The organism is Actinomadura sp. RB99 (assembly GCF_014706005.1).
Lineage (GTDB): Bacteria > Actinomycetota > Actinomycetes > Streptosporangiales > Streptosporangiaceae > Spirillospora.
Genome location: NZ_JABMCA010000009.1, coordinates 155,144 through 173,008 on the forward strand (window position 1 = coordinate 155,144; position 17,865 = coordinate 173,008).

Annotated in this window: 26 protein-coding genes and 2 pseudogenes; 12 read left to right on the forward strand and 16 right to left on the reverse strand. The window is 70.4% G+C overall.

Features of this window, described 5'->3' with window-relative positions:
- Positions 1-35: 35 nt before the first annotated feature.
- Positions 36-869 carry a phosphoribosylaminoimidazolesuccinocarboxamide synthase gene (locus amrb99_RS11645; RefSeq protein WP_190855813.1) on the reverse strand — a complete coding sequence of 278 codons (834 nt, stop codon included), beginning with the start codon at positions 867-869 and terminating at the stop codon, positions 36-38.
- Positions 870-1,002: 133 nt separating this feature from the next.
- On the opposite strand from amrb99_RS11645, the gene amrb99_RS11650 reads away from it, so the two are divergent.
- Positions 1,003-1,734, forward strand: coding sequence for an SDR family oxidoreductase (locus amrb99_RS11650; RefSeq protein WP_190855816.1), 732 nt, complete (start codon positions 1,003-1,005; stop codon positions 1,732-1,734).
- A 107-nt stretch (positions 1,735-1,841) separates the two neighbouring features.
- Here the strand turns inward: amrb99_RS11650 and amrb99_RS11655 are convergent, their stop codons facing one another.
- The 3 genes from amrb99_RS11655 to amrb99_RS11665 form a co-directional block, all read right to left on the reverse strand.
- On the reverse strand, positions 1,842-2,306 hold the full coding sequence (locus tag amrb99_RS11655) for a DUF4267 domain-containing protein (RefSeq protein WP_190855818.1): 465 nt from the start codon (positions 2,304-2,306) through the stop codon (positions 1,842-1,844).
- A 92-nt stretch (positions 2,307-2,398) separates the two neighbouring features.
- Positions 2,399-2,785, reverse strand: coding sequence for a VOC family protein (locus amrb99_RS11660; protein WP_190855821.1), 387 nt, complete (start codon positions 2,783-2,785; stop codon positions 2,399-2,401).
- Positions 2,786-2,811: 26 nt separating this feature from the next.
- Entirely contained in the window at positions 2,812-3,162 is a 351-nt protein-coding gene (locus tag amrb99_RS11665; protein ID WP_190855824.1) for an antibiotic biosynthesis monooxygenase family protein, read from the reverse strand.
- A gap of 131 nt (positions 3,163-3,293) precedes the next feature.
- Between amrb99_RS11665 and amrb99_RS11670 the strand changes: the two genes are divergently transcribed.
- Positions 3,294-3,875: a TetR family transcriptional regulator gene (locus tag amrb99_RS11670; protein WP_190855827.1), complete on the forward strand. Its 582-nt coding sequence runs from the start codon at positions 3,294-3,296 to the stop codon at positions 3,873-3,875.
- 52 nt (positions 3,876-3,927) lie between these two features.
- On the opposite strand, the gene amrb99_RS11675 is transcribed toward amrb99_RS11670, so the two are convergent.
- Positions 3,928-4,395, reverse strand: a complete 468-nt coding sequence (locus amrb99_RS11675) for an Lrp/AsnC family transcriptional regulator (protein WP_190855830.1) — start codon at positions 4,393-4,395, stop codon at positions 3,928-3,930.
- 106 nt (positions 4,396-4,501) lie between these two features.
- Between amrb99_RS11675 and amrb99_RS11680 the strand changes: the two genes are divergently transcribed.
- Both amrb99_RS11680 and amrb99_RS11685 read left to right on the forward strand, forming a co-directional pair.
- On the forward strand, positions 4,502-5,533 hold the full coding sequence (locus amrb99_RS11680) for a Glu/Leu/Phe/Val dehydrogenase family protein (RefSeq protein ID WP_190855834.1): 1,032 nt from the start codon (positions 4,502-4,504) through the stop codon (positions 5,531-5,533).
- Positions 5,530-6,087, forward strand: coding sequence for a DinB family protein (locus amrb99_RS11685; RefSeq protein WP_347256636.1), 558 nt, complete (start codon positions 5,530-5,532; stop codon positions 6,085-6,087). The genes amrb99_RS11680 and amrb99_RS11685 overlap by 4 nt, the downstream gene beginning before the upstream one ends.
- 8 nt (positions 6,088-6,095) lie before the next feature.
- Here the strand turns inward: amrb99_RS11685 and amrb99_RS11690 are convergent, their stop codons facing one another.
- Complete coding sequence (locus amrb99_RS11690; protein ID WP_241755464.1) at positions 6,096-6,857, reverse strand: SGNH/GDSL hydrolase family protein; 762 nt, start codon at positions 6,855-6,857, stop codon at positions 6,096-6,098.
- Between the two features lie 184 nt (positions 6,858-7,041).
- Complete coding sequence (locus amrb99_RS11695; RefSeq protein WP_190855837.1) at positions 7,042-7,626, reverse strand: Uma2 family endonuclease; 585 nt, start codon at positions 7,624-7,626, stop codon at positions 7,042-7,044.
- Between the two features lie 159 nt (positions 7,627-7,785).
- Between amrb99_RS11695 and amrb99_RS11700 the strand changes: the two genes are divergently transcribed.
- From amrb99_RS11700 to amrb99_RS11715, 4 genes are all read left to right on the forward strand, one after another.
- Positions 7,786-8,361: an RNA polymerase sigma factor gene (locus amrb99_RS11700; RefSeq protein ID WP_347256637.1), complete on the forward strand. Its 576-nt coding sequence runs from the start codon at positions 7,786-7,788 to the stop codon at positions 8,359-8,361.
- On the forward strand, positions 8,354-9,283 hold the full coding sequence (locus amrb99_RS11705) for a CU044_5270 family protein (protein WP_190855844.1): 930 nt from the start codon (positions 8,354-8,356) through the stop codon (positions 9,281-9,283). Before amrb99_RS11700 ends, amrb99_RS11705 begins: the two co-directional genes overlap by 8 nt.
- 3 nt (positions 9,284-9,286) lie before the next feature.
- Positions 9,287-10,717, forward strand: coding sequence for a serine hydrolase domain-containing protein (locus amrb99_RS11710; protein WP_206699914.1), 1,431 nt, complete (start codon positions 9,287-9,289; stop codon positions 10,715-10,717).
- A gap of 76 nt (positions 10,718-10,793) precedes the next feature.
- Entirely contained in the window at positions 10,794-11,321 is a 528-nt protein-coding gene (locus amrb99_RS11715) for a GNAT family N-acetyltransferase (RefSeq protein ID WP_190855847.1), read from the forward strand.
- A gap of 25 nt (positions 11,322-11,346) precedes the next feature.
- On the opposite strand, the gene amrb99_RS53090 is transcribed toward amrb99_RS11715, so the two are convergent.
- A complete protein-coding gene (locus amrb99_RS53090) occupies positions 11,347-11,472 on the reverse strand; it encodes a hypothetical protein (RefSeq protein WP_347256645.1) in 126 nt (41 codons plus the stop codon).
- A pseudogene (locus amrb99_RS50950) lies at positions 11,470-11,881 on the reverse strand (transposase); the annotation flags it as partial. The gene amrb99_RS53090 and the pseudogene amrb99_RS50950, both read right to left, overlap by 3 nt.
- 243 nt (positions 11,882-12,124) lie before the next feature.
- Here amrb99_RS50950 and amrb99_RS11725 point away from each other — a divergent pair.
- From amrb99_RS11725 to amrb99_RS11735, 4 genes and pseudogenes are all read left to right on the forward strand, one after another.
- Positions 12,125-13,369: an MFS transporter gene (locus tag amrb99_RS11725; protein ID WP_190855853.1), complete on the forward strand. Its 1,245-nt coding sequence runs from the start codon at positions 12,125-12,127 to the stop codon at positions 13,367-13,369.
- 146 nt (positions 13,370-13,515) lie between these two features.
- A pseudogene (locus amrb99_RS50955) lies at positions 13,516-13,790 on the forward strand (hypothetical protein).
- A gap of 92 nt (positions 13,791-13,882) precedes the next feature.
- Complete coding sequence (locus amrb99_RS11730; RefSeq protein ID WP_206699916.1) at positions 13,883-14,818, forward strand: LysR family transcriptional regulator; 936 nt, start codon at positions 13,883-13,885, stop codon at positions 14,816-14,818.
- 300 nt (positions 14,819-15,118) lie between these two features.
- Positions 15,119-15,493 (forward strand): cupin domain-containing protein, encoded by a 375-nt coding sequence (locus amrb99_RS11735; RefSeq protein WP_190855856.1) that lies wholly within the window; start codon positions 15,119-15,121, stop codon positions 15,491-15,493.
- A gap of 169 nt (positions 15,494-15,662) precedes the next feature.
- Here the strand turns inward: amrb99_RS11735 and amrb99_RS11740 are convergent, their stop codons facing one another.
- The 7 genes from amrb99_RS11740 to amrb99_RS11770 are packed head-to-tail and all read right to left on the reverse strand — an operon-like array spanning position 15,663 to position 17,710.
- A complete protein-coding gene (locus tag amrb99_RS11740) occupies positions 15,663-15,845 on the reverse strand; it encodes a DUF397 domain-containing protein (RefSeq protein ID WP_190855858.1) in 183 nt (60 codons plus the stop codon).
- Between the two features lie 22 nt (positions 15,846-15,867).
- Positions 15,868-16,050 (reverse strand): DUF397 domain-containing protein, encoded by a 183-nt coding sequence (locus tag amrb99_RS11745; RefSeq protein ID WP_190855860.1) that lies wholly within the window; start codon positions 16,048-16,050, stop codon positions 15,868-15,870.
- A 41-nt stretch (positions 16,051-16,091) separates the two neighbouring features.
- On the reverse strand, positions 16,092-16,283 hold the full coding sequence (locus amrb99_RS11750) for a DUF397 domain-containing protein (protein WP_347256638.1): 192 nt from the start codon (positions 16,281-16,283) through the stop codon (positions 16,092-16,094).
- 12 nt (positions 16,284-16,295) lie between these two features.
- Positions 16,296-16,478: a DUF397 domain-containing protein gene (locus amrb99_RS11755; RefSeq protein ID WP_347256639.1), complete on the reverse strand. Its 183-nt coding sequence runs from the start codon at positions 16,476-16,478 to the stop codon at positions 16,296-16,298.
- Between the two features lie 41 nt (positions 16,479-16,519).
- Complete coding sequence (locus amrb99_RS11760; RefSeq protein ID WP_190855863.1) at positions 16,520-16,786, reverse strand: DUF397 domain-containing protein; 267 nt, start codon at positions 16,784-16,786, stop codon at positions 16,520-16,522.
- Positions 16,722-16,904 carry a DUF397 domain-containing protein gene (locus tag amrb99_RS11765; protein ID WP_190855864.1) on the reverse strand — a complete coding sequence of 61 codons (183 nt, stop codon included), beginning with the start codon at positions 16,902-16,904 and terminating at the stop codon, positions 16,722-16,724. Before amrb99_RS11765 ends, amrb99_RS11760 begins: the two co-directional genes overlap by 65 nt.
- Positions 16,895-17,710: a helix-turn-helix transcriptional regulator gene (locus amrb99_RS11770; RefSeq protein WP_190855866.1), complete on the reverse strand. Its 816-nt coding sequence runs from the start codon at positions 17,708-17,710 to the stop codon at positions 16,895-16,897. Before amrb99_RS11770 ends, amrb99_RS11765 begins: the two co-directional genes overlap by 10 nt.
- Positions 17,711-17,865: the final 155 nt, after the last annotated feature.

Here is a 17,865-nt window from a genome sequence, read left to right on the forward strand (position 1 = left end):
GCCGCCTCGGGACCGCGCCTCGGGACGGCCGCCCCTCAGGAACGCCAGGGGCGGCCGGTCAGGCGCTCGTAGACCTCGATGTAGCGGGCGCGGGTGGCGTCCACGACGTCCTGCGGGATGGCCGGGCCGGGCGGCGTGCGGTCCCAGTCCAGCGTGCTGCTCCAGTCGCGGACGTACTGCTTGTCGTAGGAGCGCTGCGGTCGCCCCGGCTCCCACTCGTCCGCGGGCCAGAACCGCGACGAGTCGGACGTCAGCACCTCGTCTGCGAGGACGAGCGTGCCGTCGGCGGCGCGCCCGAACTCCAGCTTCGTGTCCGCGATGATGATGCCGCGCTCCGCCGCGATCTCGGCGCCCCGCTTGTAGACGTCCAGCGTCACGTCCTTCAGCCGCGCGGCGGTGTCCGCGCCGATCTCGGCCACGACGTCGTCGTAGGTGATGAACTCGTCGTGCCCCTCTGACGCCTTCGTGGTCGGCGTGAAGATCGGCTCGGGCAGCTTCGACGCCTCGACGAGCCCGTCCGGCAGGGCGATCCCGGAGACGGTGCCGCCCTTCTCGTACTCCTTCAGGCCGAGCCCGGCGAGGTAGCCGCGCGCGATCCACTCGACGGGCAGCATCGTCAGCCGCCGGCACCGGATCGCCCGGCCCGCCCACTCGTCCGGCACCTGGGTCGCCGAGATCACGTGGTTCGGCACCACGTCGGCGAGCTGCTCGAACCACCACAGCGACAGCTGGGTGAGGATCTTCCCCTTGTCGGGGATCAGCGTCGGCAGGACGACGTCGTACACGCTCACCCTGTCCGACGCGACGAGGATCAGGTCGTCCCCGTCCGCGTAGACGTCCCGGACCTTCCCCGAGTGCAGCAGTTCCACGCCGTCCCCCTCGAATCACCAGTGCTCACGCCAATGATCCCAGCACCGGCTCCCCGGCCGTCCGCGTGGGTGCGCCCCTCCCGGGAGAAGCGCGCCTCTCGTCCCGTCCGGCGGGCGCTGCGACGCTTCCGGCATGAGCACTGACCAGCACGAATCCAAGGTCGTCCTCGTCACGGGAGCGAGCAGCGGCATCGGCGCGGCCACCGCCGCCCGCCTCGCCGGCGAGGGGCACCGCGTGGTCGCGGGCGCCCGCCGCACCGGCCGGCTTCGGGACCTCGCCGCCCGCTCCCCCGGCGTCCTGCACCCCGTCCCGGTGGACGTGACGGACCGCGACGGCGTCCGCTCCTTCGTCGAGAGCGCCCGCGACCGGTTCGGCCGCGTGGACGTCCTCGTCGCCAACGCCGGGGTGATGCCGCTGTCGCGGCTCGACTCCCTGCTCGTGGACGAGTGGGACCGGATGATCGACGTCAACGTCCGCGGCCTGCTGCACGGCATCGCCGCCGCCCTGCCCGTCTTCACCGCCCAGGGGTCGGGGCATTTCGTGACCGTCGCGAGCATCGGCGCCCACCAGGTCGTTCCCACCAGCGCCGTCTATTCCGGGACGAAGTACGCCGCCTGGGCGATCACCGAGGGGCTGCGCCAGGAGTCCGACCCGTCGATCCGGGTCACGACGGTCTCGCCCGGCGTCGTGACGTCCGAACTCGCCGACACCATCACCGAGCCCGGCGCCGCGGAGGCCATGCGGGAATACCGCGCGCACGCCATCGAGCCGGACGCCATCGCCGCCGCCGTCTCCTACTCCCTGGCGCAGCCGCCGGACGTGGACGTCAACGAGATCGTCGTCCGCCCCGCCCGCCAGCGCTGACGTCCGGCCCCGGGGGTTCGCCGCCGCAGCGAAAGGGTTCGCCTCCGGCGAGAGCCGGAGGCGAACATTGCTGCCCGGGGCGGTGGTGAGGCCGGGCGAAACCCTGATCAGTTCGCTGCGCGGAGCGGTGAGGAACCGGACGCCGACGCCGTGCCCGCCGCCGTGGAGGACCGCCGGCCGTCCGCGACCTTGCGGGTCTCGCGGAGGATCAGCAGACCGGTCATCGCGATCAGCGCCGAGGTCAGGCCGTGGATGCCGAACGCGGCGGCGGTGGAGCCGCGGTGGGCCAGCACGTTGATCATGTCGCCGAACGGGGCGACGGCCTCCATCAGCAGGACCCAGCCCAGGGCGCGGCGGTGGCCCGTCAGCAGCAGGACGCCGATGACCAGGCCCATCGCGAACTCGCGGGTGCCCTTCATGACCAGGAAGCCGTCCCCGTTCCCGGCGGGCCATCTCGGCAGGCCGACGCCCTGGGTGGACGCGGCCGGGGCCAGGATGAAGGACAGCCCGAGGTAGAGGACGAACAGGGCGCAGGCGGTGACCAGGACGGTGTTGACGTTCTTCAGCGACATGGCGCTTCTCCTTCGACGTTCGGAACGGGGGCGGTGCGAAGCGGGGCGGTGCGAAGCGGGGCGGTGCAAGGCGGGGCGGGGCGCCGTCGGCCTTACGATCCGGCGCCGCCCGGGGTGAGGATCTCCATGAGATGCCCGTCGGGGTCGCGGAAGTAGGTGCCCCTGCGGCCCTTGACGTGCTTGCCGTGATAGACCTGCCCGATCTCCTGGCATGCGGGATCGCCGTAGTGGGCGATCCCGCCGTGCCGGATGCGGGCGAGGGCGGCGTCGAACTCCTGCTCGCCGAGCAGGAACGCGTAGTGGTGCGGCTCGAAGTCGTCCAGCCGGTCGTAGTCGAGGGTGACCTGGTTGGCCAGCGTGACCGGCGTGAAGTGCGCCAGCGGCGGATCGACGGTCAGGCCGAGAATTCCGGCCAGGAACCGCGCCGAAGCTTCCGGGTCACGGGCGGGGACGATGGTGTGGTTCAGTTCCACGGTCATAAGGGACTCCGATCACTGCGGCCGTGTCAGACGTCGATCTGCTCGAAGATGTGCGGGTAGGACACGATGTCGTCGGGGAACTCGGCGGCCATGCGCTGGAACTCCGGGCTGCCGAACGCGGCGGCGAGCGCCTCGGTCGACTCCCAGACCGCGACGTTCATCAGAAGTCGGCTGTCCGCCGTTCCCTTGTGCATCTGCAGGGAGACGAATCCCGGCTGAGCCTTCATGAATTCGGCCTGCCTCCGGAAGAGCGGCAGGAACGCCTCGGTCCTCTCCTTCGGGACGAGAAACGTGTTGGCCAGGACGATGGGTCCGGTCTTCTCGGCGAACTGGGCGAACATCGGCGTGCTCGGGTCCAGGCTCTTCAGCTCGGCCATCTTCGGTACTCCCTCTCGCGGTCGGTCGTCGTGCCACGCGACTCCGCCAACGCTTGTTGGCCAACGTGTGTTGGCAAACGTAGATCGAGCCGCCTTGGATTGTCAACAGCCGTTGGCCTACACTTGTTGGCATGACCGGCGTCACGGAGAACCAGCAGGCCGCACGGCGTTCCGACGCCACCCGCGCCGCGATCCTCGCCGCCGCCCGGGTGCGGTTCGCGGAGGACGGCTACGAGAAGGCGACCATCCGGGCCATCGCGCGCGACGCGAAGATCGACCCGTCGATGGTGATGCGCTACTACGGCAACAAGGCGGCCCTGTTCGCGGCGGCCGTCTCGATCGACCCCGGGCTGCCCGGCCTGCCCGTCGAACCCCGCGAGGATCTCGGCCGCACGCTGGTGCGCCACTTCCTCACCCTGTGGGAGGAGAACGAGGGGCTCACCGCGCTGCTGCGGGTCGGCGCCACCGACCCCGCCGCCGCCGAGCGCATGCAGTTCGTGGTGCGCGACCAGCTGATCCCGCTGGCCCGCCAGGTGGGCCCGGAACCGGACCAGGCGCCGGCGCGGGCGGCCCTGTGCGCCTCGACCGTCCTGGGGCTCGCGCTGACCCGCTACGTGCTGCGGTTCCCGGCGAGCGTGGCGCTCGGCCGGGAGGAGATCGTGGACTGGCTCGGACCCACGATCCAGCGCTACCTCACCGCCCCCACGCCCTGAGGAACGCGTCGAGGACGGCGCGAACGCGGCCGCAGGTCCGAGCCCCGGAGGGTCAGGCGGGCGGGGACGGCAGGCGGGCCGGGGTGCGGTCGGCGACCTGCTCGAAGATCATCGACGACCGGAAGCCGGTGATCTCGCGGCGGCCGGCGAGCCGGTCGACGAGGAAGGCGTGCAGGTGGTCGAGGTCCTGGACGGCGACGTGCAGCAGGAAGTCGTCGTCGCCGGACAGGACGAACACGCGGAGCACCTCCGGCAGCCCGCCCGCGAACTCCTTGAACGCGTCGATCGCGGTGCGGCTCAGCGGCCGCACCTGGATCGACACCAGCGCCTGGACGCGGCGGTTGAGCGCGGCCGGGTCGATGTCGGCGTGGTAGCCGCGGATCACGCCCCGGCGGGTGAGCGCGCGGACCCGCTCCAGGCACGTCGAGGGCGCGATCCCGAGCCTGCGGGCGAGCTCCCGGTTGGACTGCCGCGCATCCGTCTGGAGAAGCCGCACGATCTCCGAATCAAGTTCGTCCATGCCCGGGAACGTAACACTGATTTCAAACAATCGTTCGGTGCATCTGGTCAGGCTCGGCCAGTTGCCCGATTCTCTGTGAAGAAGGTGTGCGTTCGGAGGGAGAGCGATGTTCGAGCACGAACAGGTGGTCATCCGGACCGGCCCGCGCACGGGACTGCCCGTGATCATCGCCGTCCACTCGACGGCGCTCGGCCCGGCCGCCGGCGGCGTGCGGATGTGGCGGTACCCCGGCTGGCGGGACGGCCTCGCCGACGCCCTCCGGCTGTCGGCCGCGATGACCGCGAAGTTGGCGGCGGCCGGGCTGTCCAGCGGCGGCGGGAAGACCGTCGTCGCCCTCCCCGAGGGGACGGAGCTCGACGCGTCCCGGCGGCGCGACGCGCTGCACGACGTCGGCGACGCGATCGCCGCGCTGGACGGGGCGTACTCGGGCGGGCCCGACGTCGGCACGTCGCCCGCCGACATGGCGGTGATCGGCGAGATCACGCCGCACGTCTTCTGCCGCCCCGCCGAGGCGGGCGGCAGCGGCGACTCGTCCCCGCACACCGCGGACGGGACGCTCGCCGCGCTGCGCGCCGCCACCCGCCACCTGTACGGCACCCGGAGCCTGGCGGGCCGCCGCTTCGGCCTGATCGGCTTCGGCCGCGTCGGCGCGCACCTCGCTGGGCTGCTCGCGGCGGAGGGCGCCGAGCTCACGGTCGCCGACATCGACCCCGACCGGCGGCGGGCGGCCGAAGCGCTCGGCGCCGCCTGGGCCGATCCCGGCGAGATCCTCGGCGCGGACGTCGACGTCCTCGTCCCCGCCGCCCTCGGCGGCGTCCTGTCCGAGCGGACCGTGCCGCGGCTGCGCTGCCGGGCCGTCGTCGGACCCGCGAACAACCAGCTCACCGCCCCCGGCGTCGCCGACCTGCTGCACCGGCGCGGGATCCTGTGGGTGCCCGACTACGTCGCCGGCGCGGGCGGGGTGATCCACGCGGTCACCTCGGAGCTGCACCGCCTCGGCCCCGACGAGGCGCGGGCGCGCGTCGCCGCCATCGAGGACACCGTCACCGGCCTGCTCGACACCGCGTCCCGTCTCGGCCGGACCCCCGCCGAGGCCGCCGACGCCCTCGCCCGCCGCCGCGTCGAGGCGGCGGCGTGAGCGACATCACGCGGTCCAGAAGGGCCGAGTTCTTCGTGGCCGACGGCGGCGGCAGCAGGTTCGCCTTCCCGGCCGTCGGCGACGAGCGCCGCATGCTCCTCGACGTCCTCGGGTCGCAGCGGGCGACGCTGGAGCTGAAATGCGCCGGTCTGGGCGAGGAGCTGGCGCTGCGGGCCGCCGAGCCGTCGACGCTGTCGCTGCTCGGGCTCGTCCGGCACCTCGCCGACGTCGAGCGCCGCTGGTTCCGGCAGGTGCTGGCCGGGCACGACGCGCCGCCGCGCTTCTCGTCCGCCGACGACCCGGACGGCGACTTCGACGGCGCCGTCCCGGACCCCGGCGTGATCGCCGCCGCCTGGGACGCCTGGCGCGACGAGGTCGCCTTCGCCGACGCCTTCGCGGCCGCCGCGCCCCACCTCGACGTCGAGGGACGGGACGCCTGGCGCGGGACGGTCTCGCTGCGCTGGGTGCTCATCCACATGATCGAGGAGTACGCCCAGCACAACGGGCACGCGGACCTCCTGCGCGAACGCATCGACGGCGCCCGCGGCAAATGACCGCAGGGTCAGGACACGGCCCGCAGGAACGCCCCGGCGATCGTCCGGTACCCGGCCGCGTTGGCGTGCCCGTCGCCGGCGGTGCACTGGGAGGTCCAGGCGCAGATCCGTGCCACGTTCAGCGGGACGGTCCCGTACGGCGCCACCGTGACCTCGGTGGCGAAGTCGTGCGCGGCGAAGGCGGTGCTGACGTCGGCCACCTTGAAGCCGCTCGCCAGCGCCGCCGCCCGCTGCACGCCGTTGAACGCGTCGAGCAGCGGCACCGAGGCGATCGCGGTGACCCGGTCGCCCTTCACCCAGGACGCCAGGCCCGGGTCGTAGTAGGTCATCGAGGCGTAGACCGGGGTACCGCCTCCCGCCGCCCGCAGCCCACCGGTGATCCGCGGCAGCTCGCCGAGCAGGCTCCCGACGCCCTTGAGACCGCAGGCCACGTCCCCTTCCAGCAGGCAGCCGGTGTTGTTGACCCCGATGCTCAAGGTGACGTACCGGACGCGCCCGCGGTGCCGCTTGAGGAAGTCGAGCGCGGCGTTCATCTGGGAACCGGCGGCGTAGGCGCAGATCCCGCCGCGGAGCATGGTGGTGGTCGTCTCGCCGGGGCATCCCAGCTTCACCAGCCGCAGGCCGGGCCGCCGCGCTTTGAGGGCGGCGTGCAGGTCGTCGGTGTAACCCTCGTCCGTCGGCCCCCGCCCCGCCTGCACACCCACGGCCCCCGAGTCGCCCAGCGCCAGGTAGTACGTCGCCGAGGCGGCCCGCGCAGGCCCGGCCCCCAAACCGAGAACGAGCACAACCACCGCGCCCAGGACTTTCAACCGACTCGCCAACCAGATCACGCCCTCTCCCAGAAGCGCCCGAACCCGATCCTGGACACGCCGGAGCGGCGACACTAGAGCCGCGAGCAACAATAAACAAACATGTTTGTCTATCTGGCGACGTACTCAGCGGACGGCCGGGCGGTCACCGCTCGCGGACGGCCTTGAGCTCGATGTCGAGAGCGACCGGCACGGCGAGGGTGATCCGGTCATGATGCACACCGGTCGCGACGTACCCGCCGGTGGCATCGTCCAACTCGTACGTGTACACGGCGAACGCCGGCGCGGTCTGGTCGGTCTCCACACGCCAGTAGTGCCGGATCCCCGCCTCCGCGTACAAAGCGGGCTGCGTCCGCCGGTCCTTGCGCCTGGTGGACGGCGACACGACCTCGGCGACGAGAACCACCAACCCGGCCGGGATCGGACGTTCGTAGACGTCATGGGCGGCGGAGTACACCACGATGCCGGGAGCGATCTCGACCGGCTCCACCTCGTCGTCGTCGAGAAGGATGTCCACGTCGGTGTCGACCTGCCAGGCGTCGGGAGCCGCGTCCTCGATGCGCGTCGCCAACCGCCGCGCGATGCGCTGATGGATCGGACGAGGGCGTGGGCGTACGACGAGTTCACCGTGGACGAGGCTCACGCGCACCGGCAGGTCTTCCGGCAGCGCCTCGTAGTCTGCCCGAGTCCACGTGTCACCGGACGGCAACGGCAGAGTCAGCACATGCATGGCTCGGGGCGCCTCCGGTCGGAGTGGGTGCGGGCGCTCGGCAGAGTACCTTCAGCGCTTCCGGCGGCGCTCGGGTGGAAGACGGGGCCGGGGTTCGGCGAAGTACGGGTGATCGTTGGCCGAGCACTCGAAAGGTTCCGCAATGAGCAGGACAGGTACGTGACCGCCGAGGTGGGCGAGTCACCGACCGACCTCGACATCGTGGCGGGGTTCCGGCAGGACCCGGAGCGGTTCACCGACGTCCACGACCGGTACTTCCGGGACGTCTACCGGTACGTCGCCGGCCGTCTGGACGCCCAGACCGCCGAGGACATCGCCGCCGAGACCTTCTGCCTGGCGTTCGGGAAGCGCGACAGGTTCGATCCGCGGCGCGGCAGCCTCCGCGCCTGGCTGTTCGGGATCGCCACGAACCTCGTCGCGCAGCACCGCCGCAAGGAGGCGCGCCGCTACCGGGCGCTGGCGCGTAGCGCGGGCGACGCCCCCACGGTCGGCAGCCACGAGGACCGCGTCGTCACCGAGACCGCCGCCTCGCGCATGCGGCCCCAGCTGGCCAAGGCGCTCGCCTCGCTCTCCCCCGGTGAACGCGACGTGGTGCTCCTCGTCGCGCTGGCCGAACTCAGCTACGACGAGGTCGCGGACGCGCTGGGGATCCCCCAGGGCACGGTGGGCTCCCGGCTTTCCCGCGCCCGCAAGAAGCTCCACGACGCAATCCGGCCGGAGGCATTCCATGGATGAACTGACGATGCTCGGCGCCGCGCTGGCCGGGCCCGAACCGTCCACCGACACCGTGAACCGCAGCCGCCACCGGCTCCAGAACACGATGCGCGGCGGCCCCGCCAAGCCCAGGCGCAGGAAGCGCTGGATCGCCGCCGGAGTCGGGCTCACGGCCGCGGCAGCGGCGGCGGCGGCCGTGGTCGTCTCCGACCTGTCGGCGCCGGACGCGAAGAAGGAGCCGGTCCTGTCCGGACGTCAGGTCATGCTCGCCGCCGCGACCACCGCGGAGTCCAAGCCCGCGAGCTCCGGCACGTACTGGCACACGAAATCGGTCGAGAAGCTGGGCGAGGTCACCCAGGTCTCCGAGTCGTGGACGCGGCGCGACGGTGCCACCTGGCTCAGCGTCGCGCCCGGCCTGGTCAGCCGCGTCGAGAAGCGTCCGCTGATCAGGACCAGCACCCTCGACTTCGCGGGGGTCCAGCGGCTGCCGACCGACCCCGACGGGCTCAAGGCCGCGCTGCTCAAGAGTTGCGCGGTCCGGAGCGGCTGTGATCAGCCGGTGCGCACCGTGAGCCTGCTGGAGTCGATGCTCTTCGCGGTGCCCGCCCCGCCGAAGGTCCGCGCCGCGGCCTACCGCGCCCTCGCGGCGATGCCCCACATCGACAACCTCGGCAGGGCGGCGGACGGTTACCGGCTGAGGATCTCGTACATGAACGACGCCGGCACGCGCGTCGACGGCACCGAGACGATCGTCGTCGACCCGAAGAGCGCGCAGTTCCGCGTCGAGGGATGGGCCGGATTCGGGGACGGCGGCGTCCCCGTCGGGCCCTCGCAGACGGCGTCCGGCTGGACGGACACGCTGCCCGGGCGGATCGTCCCCTGGAGCAAGCAGATCCCCTACATCGAAAAGGAGAACAAGCAGCTCAAGGCCCAGAACCACTGATCCGTGTATCGCGAGCGTATCGAAAATCGCATACGCCGCCACAACAGGCTTCCGTCTTCACTTGAGCCACGGGGGCCGCATTGGCGGGCACTACCGGTTACCGATAGTGCCCGCCGGTGGTCCCGTAACGGTCGATTCATCGATCAGGAAAGGACCGTGATCATGGACTCGGATTCCGTGCGTGGCGTCGATCGGCGGCGGCTGCTCGGGTGGGGCGGCGGGTTGGCGGCCGCCGGCGTCGTGACGGCCGGCGCGTCGCTGGTGGGTTCCCCGTCCGGGCATGCCGTGGCCGCGGGACAGCGCCTTCCGGCCTCGACCGGCCCCGGCATCCCACCGGCCACCCGCCCCGGCGGCGCCTACGACCGGTACGTGGCGAAGCTGGCCGCCGAGGGCAAGTTCTCTGGCGTGGTCCTGTTGTCGCACAAGGGCCGGACGGTGCTGTCCCGCAGCTACGGCATGGCCGACGAGGAGAAAGGGATCCGCAATCACGAAGGCACCGCGTTCAGTCTCAGCTCGGCGGGCAAGCCGTTCCACGCGGTGGCCATCTTGCAGCTGGCGCAGCAAGGCAAGCTGAATCTGTCGGACACGGTCGGCACCCACCTGAAAGGCTTCGCGAAGGACGTCGCCGAGAAGGTGACCATCCACCACCTGTTGTCCGGCACCTCCGGGCTGGCCAGCCCGGAGGAGAACGTGCAACACGTCTTCCGGAGCCGGAAGGAAGTGCACCGGTATTACGAGCACCGGGCGCGGCAGGCGAAGCCGGTCGGCGTCCCGGGCGTTCCCGACACTTCCCACGCGGAGGCGGAGGTCACCATTTCCGCGCTGATCGTGGAGGCCGTGGCCGGCACGACGTACTGGGACTACGTCCAGGAGAACATCTTCAAGCGCTGCGGCATGACCGGCTCGGCGTTCTACACCCGGCCGCAGTGGCTCACCGACGAGCACATCGCGCACCCGTACATGACGCTGGCGGACGGCAGCCAGGTGGACGCCGTGCGCAACCTGGACAAGAGCAGCCCCGCCCGGGAGGTCCTCGGCAAGAACCCGGGTCGCGCCTTCATCGACGCCCCCGGAGACGGCGGCTTCGTCACCGCGCCGGATCTCGTCCGGTTCGCGCAAGGGCTGGGCGACGGCACGCTGCTGGACCGGCCCTGGGCCGACGTGCTCACCGCGCCCAAGATCCCCCACCAAGCGGCGTCGTTCGGGGCGTACGGGATCCCGGTCTCCATCGTCGGCGGCCAGTGGATGTACCAGCGCGCCGGCGGCAACCCCGGCGTCGCCGCCAACTGGGACATCTACCCGTACACCGGCTGGGTCGGCGTCATCCTCGGCAACCGCGACGGCGTGCCCCTCCAGGAGATGATCGGCCAGGAGATGCAGGCCATCACCGGCGTCTCGCCCGGCGGCGGCGGTGGCGGCGGTGGCGGCGGCTGAAACGGCCTGACGGCGGACACGGGACGTCACGCGAAATCCGATGGTGCGGCGCGGCTCTTGCGTCAAGAATCATCGGATGCGCGAAGTGAAGCCGTCCGACGGGATCATCAGCCTGTCCCCCCTGCGGCCGGACGATGTGGAGGCGCACCTCGCAGGGGAGGACGAGCAACTCGTTCGGTGGCTCAACGGCGGTCCCGGCACGCGGGAGGGCATCGAAGCGTACTTCCGGCACTGCCGGGAGCAGTGGGACACCGCAGGACCGCTCCGCGCGTTCGGCATCCGGGCGGGTGCTGACGAGGTGCTCGCAGGCACGATCGACCTGCGGTTCGCGGGAGAAGAACTGGCGCCCGGCCAGGTGAACATCGCCTACGGCCTCTACCCGTCCTGGCGGGGACGCGGCCTGGCCACCCGCGCGGTCCTGCTGGCGTCCCAGTACGCGGCGAGCGAGGGCGCGGCGGAGGCGGTGATCCAGGTAGAACCGGAGAATCCCGCCTCCGCCGCAGTCGCGCAGCGGGCAGGATTCACCCCCGGCGACCCGACGCACCGCGAACACGGCACACGCTTCGACTGGTACCTCCTGGACCTGCAAGCCCCTGCCCGATGACGACCAGGAGTCCTGGTCAGGTCCGTCACTGCCACGCCTGCGGTGCTAGCACTGGCAGATCCTGCGGCAGCCCAGCGCCAGCGAGGCCCGGACCGATCTCCAGCAGGCTCGCCCCGGTCACCTCCTCGCCGGCTCGGCCGTCGATGGTCATGAAGGCCTCATGGATGTCGTCGCGGATCTCCCAGCGGATGCGCAGGCGGCGGAACCAGTGCAGCAGGCCGATGGTGCGTTCGACGACGTAGCGGTGGACGCCCAGCCCGGACCCGTGCGGGTGCCGTTGCCGTCGATCAGCAGGTGGTGCTTGGAGCCCGCTCGGCCGCGGTCGACCGGGCTCGGCCCGTTTTTGGGCCGCCCTTCAAAGCCCGTACGTGGGAGCTGTCGATCAGCGCCCTGGACCAGTCCAACTGCCCGGCGGCATGCGGCTCCTCCAGCAGCAGCCGATGCAGACGTTCCCACACCCCGGGCCTGTGCCATTCGCCCAGCCGCCGCCAGCACGTCATCCCCGAACCGAACCCCAGTTCCCGGGGCAGGAACTCCCACCGGATCCCGGTGTGCAACACGTGTCCGCCCGGCGCGCCGGGCAGACGTGAAGCCCCACAGGCCCCCAGCCCACCGGCGGCACGAACCCTGCACGCCTATCTCCGATTGAGATGACTGACATCCCGAATCATCGCCTCAGATGAGGAAGTACCGGGGGCAGATCGACGCTTCTGCCTACGTGACGGCATCGAGAAGGCTGCCGGCCACACGACAGCACTTCCACCCGCGCCGGTATCCCGGCTCGTCCCGACAAGTAGGTGCACATGTCCGCATCATCCGAAGCCAGGACCTCGCTCCGCGGCCCGGCCGCGACGGCCCCGCACGGCGTGCCGGGGTGGCTGGTCGCACTGCTGGCCGTCGCCTCCGGCATGACAGTCGCCAACCTCTACTACGCCCAGCCCCTGCTGTCCTCGCTGAGCGGTGTCTTCCACACCAGCACGGCCACCGCCGGCACACTGATCACGCTCACCCAGGTCGGTTACGTGATCGGCATGCTCTTCCTGGTCCCGCTCGGCGACAGGCTGGAGAAGCGCAACCTGATCACCGTCCTGCTGACGGTCACGACGCTCGCCCTCGTGGCGGCGGGACTCGCCACCAGCTTCCCCATGCTGCTGATCGCCTCGCTGGTCAGCGGCGCCACCTCGGTCGTCGCCCAGATCCTGGTGCCCTTCGCCGCCAGCCTCGCTCCCGACCACGCCCGCGGCCGCATCGTCGGCAGGGTGATGAGCGGCCTGCTCACCGGCATCCTGCTCTCCCGCACGCTGAGCAGTCTGGTCTCGGACCTCGCAGGCTGGCGTGTCGTCTTCCTCGGCTCCGCCGCCCTGATGGCCGTGCTCGCCATGGCCCTGCGCGCGGCCCTGCCCCGGCACGCGCCGACCACCACCATCCCGTACCACCACGTGCTGCGCTCCACCGTCCGGCTGGTGCGCACGCACCCGGTACTACTGCGCCGTGGCCTCTACCAGGCGGCGATGTTCGGTGCCTTCAGCGCGTTCTGGACCACGGTGTCCTTCGTCCTGACCGGCCCCCACTTCCACTACTCCCCGGTCGGAGTAGGTGTGTTCGCCCTCGTCGGCGCGGCCGGAGCGGCCATCGCCCCGCTCGCCGGGCACTGGGCCGACCGTGGGCTCGCCCGCCCCATGACCGGCATCGCCTTCGTGGTCGCCGCCCTCGCCTTCGCACTCGCCGGGTTCGGCGGACACAGCGTCATACTGATCGCCTTGGCCGCGATCCTCATCGACATGGCAGTGCAAACCACCCTGATCCTCGGCCAGCACATGGTCTACCAGCTCGACTCCGCCGCCCGCGCCCGCCTCAACAGCGCCTTCATCGCCATGTTCTTCGTCGGCGGCGCGGTCGGCTCGCAACTCGGCTCCGCCGTCTACCACACCGGCGGCTGGACTGCCCTGACGGTCCTCGGCGCGGCCCTCCCCTTGGTCGCCTTCCTCTACTGGACCACCGAGCGGCGGCAGCGAGCAGCGGCGAAGCCGGGTACCGCGAGCCTGTAATGGCGGCCGGCCCCAGGGAAGCCGCCCTGGGACCGGCCGACAAGGTGCGCTGGCAGACAGCACCGCATGCGCTATCGGTCAAGGACCCCGACCGGGCACCTAGCGTCACCGAGGTACGCACAGCACGGCACGACAGGAGGCGGACCGTGACCACCAACTTGCCATCCCCGCACAGCAGCCAGCCCCGGCTCCACCAGAAGGGCGAAGTGATCCAGGAGTTCGGGACCGTCAAGCAGTGCCCCATCGCCGAGCACGCGGACGAACAGCTCGACACCATCGCCGAACGCGTCCAGTCCCTGGGCGGCGTCGCGGTGGGAGACCCGCGGCACGTCGCCGAAATCAGCTCGATCCCGCGGCCCCCGGACGGCAGGCGTGGTTCCTGGCCGGGCATCTGGTCGACACACCGTTGGTCCACGCCTGAGGAAGGCCGCGGCCTCGGTCCGTCGTACGTGACCCCGGCACCTGCGGGTCATGAACCGGCGCACGCGCACGACGTCCCATCGTCCGCATACGATGCAGCCAAGATCGAAGCCCGTCGCCTTCACGCCGGACGGAGCGCTGTTCGACCAGGAGCGGATGATGGATCTGCGGCAGATGGAGGTCGTCGTCTCGGTGGCGGACACGGGCGGTTTCACGGCGGCTGCACGGCGGCTGCACGTGGTCCAGTCCGCCGTGTCCAGCACGGTCCGCGCCCTCGAACGCGAACTGGGTGCGCCCTTGTTCGACCGCACTACGCACCGTGTCTCCCTCACTCCGGCCGGCGAGGCGTTCGTCCCTGCCGCACGCGCGACGCTCCGCGCCGCCGAACTGGCCCGGGAGGCCGTCGATGCCGTAGGGGGGCAGCTGCGCGGGCGGGTGACGGTCGGCACGATGCAGGGGGTATGGGCGGGACTTCACCACGCCTTGGCCGCGTTGCGTGCGGAGCATCCCGGCGTGGTCGTGCACCTGCGACAGGCGGCCGTCGCCGACATCCGGCAGGCGCTGCGTGAGGGCACGGTGGACCTCGCCGTAGTGGCGCTCGACCGCCAGCAGCAGCGCGGGCTCACGACCCGGCTGCTCTCCCGCGAGGACATGGTGCTGCTGGCGGCGCCCCGGCGGGTGCTCGCCGGAGCGACACCGAGTGGCGAGGTCCGGCTCGCCGACATCGGCCAGTTGCCCCTGGTGGACTTCACACCCGGCTGGGCCATCCGTTACGCGGTCGACCGCGCCTTCCGGGCCGCGGGCGTCGACCGCGGCACGACGTTCGAGGTGAACGACATCGGCGCGGCAGCCGAGCTGGTCCGCAACGACCTCGGCGTCTGCATCATGCCCAAGTCCATTGCGGACCGCTTCCCCGATCTGCCCCAGTACCGGTTCGACCGGCACGCCCCGAACTGGAAGATCATGGTGGTACGACCTCCCGGTGAGGCACCGCCGGCGGTCGCCGCGCTGCTACGGCACATCACCTGACGGCAGCCAGGTCGTTCTCGGCCGCCACAACGCCGAACGTCACGCCAAGCTGCTTGCAGGGCTGCGGTCCTAATGAAAACGCATCCGGGCTCGATTTCGATGTGCCCGGCCGCCGAGTCCGGCGCGGCGTTGATGGCGTAAGCGCCGTGGCGCGACAGGCGGTCGAACGCCTCGAGCCGCCCCGCAGCGCCACTGCCGGCGACGGCGCGTCCTAGTGCCGCATCAGGCTATGTTCGCCCCCTGGTGACCCGAGGCGGGACCAGTCCGGCCGGCCACTCCCTCCTCGGGCATGATGGGGCCATGGAGGATCAAGCGCCCCTTGGATCCGGTGGCACCGAGGCGCCGATGAGCCGAGAGATTCTGCTCGATGAAGTGGTGGACCCGGTCAAGGCGACGGCCCGTATCCAGATCCGCCGCATCCGGATCGCCCCTGGCCATCCTGCCGGTCGACACATCCACAACGGGCCCGTGTTCGGCAGCATCGAATCCGGCTCGGCCGTCTACCAGATCGCAGGCCAGGAGCCCTCGGTGCTACGCCCCGGGGACGTATTCCACGAACCCCAGGGCGCGGTGATCGAAAAGTTCGACGCCACCGAGGAAGGCGTCACCTTTCTGGGCTACTTCCCGCTCGCCGCCGACGAGGAGCCTGCGATCGAACCGCCCGCCGGCTCCTGACAAGGTCGGGACACACCGCTCAGGCAACGTTCGCCCTGTTGACGACGGCGCGTAGGGCATGGTCGGTGCCGTCGAGCGCGAAGTAGCGCAGGGCGGTGAACTAGGCCTCGATCCGTTCATTGACGCGGCACTAGTTCATCGGGCGCATCATTGCCACGCCTCCACGGTGCTAGCGCTTGATGTGCGCCAGGAACTCCGCGAACGCCCGCCGGTCGAAGACCAACCTGGGGCCGCCCGGGTCCTTGCTGTCCCGGACCGCCACCGTCCCCGGCACTGATGCCAACTCCACGCAATCGCCGCCGTTGGGACCGGTGTAGCTCGACTTGCGCCATACGACCTTCGTCGGGTCCATCACTCCTACACCTTCTACGGTGCTAGTGCTTGATGTGCGTCAGGAATTCCGCGAAGGCGTGCCGGTCGAACACCAGCCTCGGGCCGTCCGGATCCTTGCTGTCTCGTGCAACGACGGCATTGGGAAGAGCGCCAAGCTCGATGCAATCTCCGCCGTTGTTGGTGCTGTGGCTGCTCTTACGCCAGGAAACGTTGTGCAGGTCCATCTCGTCTGACACCTCCACGACCGGCGCGGCTCCAGCCGGTCCTACCGTTTGACGCTCGTCAGGAAGGATGCGAAGGCGTGCCGGTCGAACACCAACCTGGGGCCGTCCGGGTCCTTGCTGTCCCGGACGGCCACCGTCTCCGGCCGCGACGCCAACTCCACGCATTCGCCGCCGTTGGACGTGGTGTAACTCGACTTCCGCCAGGCGGCCTTCGCCATGTCAATCACTGCCACGCTCCTGCGGTGCTAGCGCTTGATGTGCGTCAGGAAATTCGCGAACGCCGGCCGATCGAACACCAGCCTCGGGCCGTCCGGGTCCTTGCTGTCTCGTGCGACGACGGCATTGGGAAGAGCGCCAAGCTCGACACACTGCCCGCCGTTGTTAGTGCTGTTGCTGCTCTTACGCCAGGGAATGTTGCGCAGGTCCACCTCGTCTGACACCTCCACGACCGGCACGAGGCCAGTCGGCCCTACCGTTTGACACTCGTCAGGAAAGACGCGAAAACGTGCCGGTTGAACACCAACCTGGGGCCATCCGGGTCCTTGCTGTCCCGGACGGCCACCATCCCCGGCACCGACGCCAACTCCACGCAGTCGCCGCCATTGGACGTCGTGTAACTCGACTTCCGCCAGACAGCCCCGGTCATGTCGATCACGGCGTTCCCTGGGGCGCTAGTGCTTGATGTGCGACAGGAACTCCGCGAAGGCGCGCTGGTCGAACACCAGCCTGGGGCCATCCGGGTCCTTGCTGTCGCGGACCGCCACCGTCCCCGGCACCGACGCCAACTCCACGCAATTGCCGCCGTTCGACGTGGTGTAACTCGACTTCCGCCAGATTGCGCTATTCAGGTCCATTTTTCTCGCACCGCTTTCTGAATTACTTCGATCGAATGACTCACGGGCAAGGCCAGCGACCGGATCTCGATGAGCGATCGGCTCACCAACGCGATGTCTTCCGGATCACTGAGCGTGAGACCGCGGGCCGCCATGTCCACGTAAGCGATCTCGCTTCTATCGGGGAGCGTAGCGAGGGTGAATGATCCGCTGTTCCCGGCGTGCTCACCAGCACTGGGGACGATCTGGACGGTCACGACGCGCCGCTCCACCTGGTAGAGGAGATGCTCCAGTTGCTCCTTCATGATCTCCGAGCTGCCGACCGGACGGTAGAGGGACACCTCGTCCTGGAGCACCGAGAGATTCGGCGGTGGCGGGTTATCCCGGCCCAGGATGCTCTGGCGGTTGATACGCGCTTCGACCGCTTCTTTGTCGCTTCTCAGCAGCGCAGAGGCATAGGCGGGAGTCTGGAGAAGGCCGTGGATGTTTAGCGGCTCGTATGCCTGGAGCATTTCCGCTTCGGGTTCGACGGTGTGCCAGTCGAACCAGGTGGGGAAGGTGGCGTCCTTGACCAGGTCGTCGTAGAGGTCGAGGAGCTCGCCGTCCGCGTCCAGGGCGTGGTCCATGGTTTCGGCGAACTCGCGGGTGCAGCGGGTGCGGCCGTTCTCGACCGCGCCGATGTACTGGGGCTTGACTCCGAGCCCGCCATTCGCGCGGCGGCCGAGCGCCTCCTGCGTCCACCCCTTCGCCTCGCGGAGCCGGCGGAACCGGCGCCCGAAGGCGAGCAGCGTCGGCGAGACCGTCCCGCGCTTGCGCTGTGGAGCCATGTCCTCATCCTCCCTCTTTCGGGGCACCCAACCAACACCCAAGTGGCGGGGGCGCATGCACCACGGCTTGCCATGCGCGACATGCGTTTTGTCACGCTGAGTGCTTCGATTATGGCTGACTGTCATCAAGAAGCAAAGGAAGTATCCACGGCCAG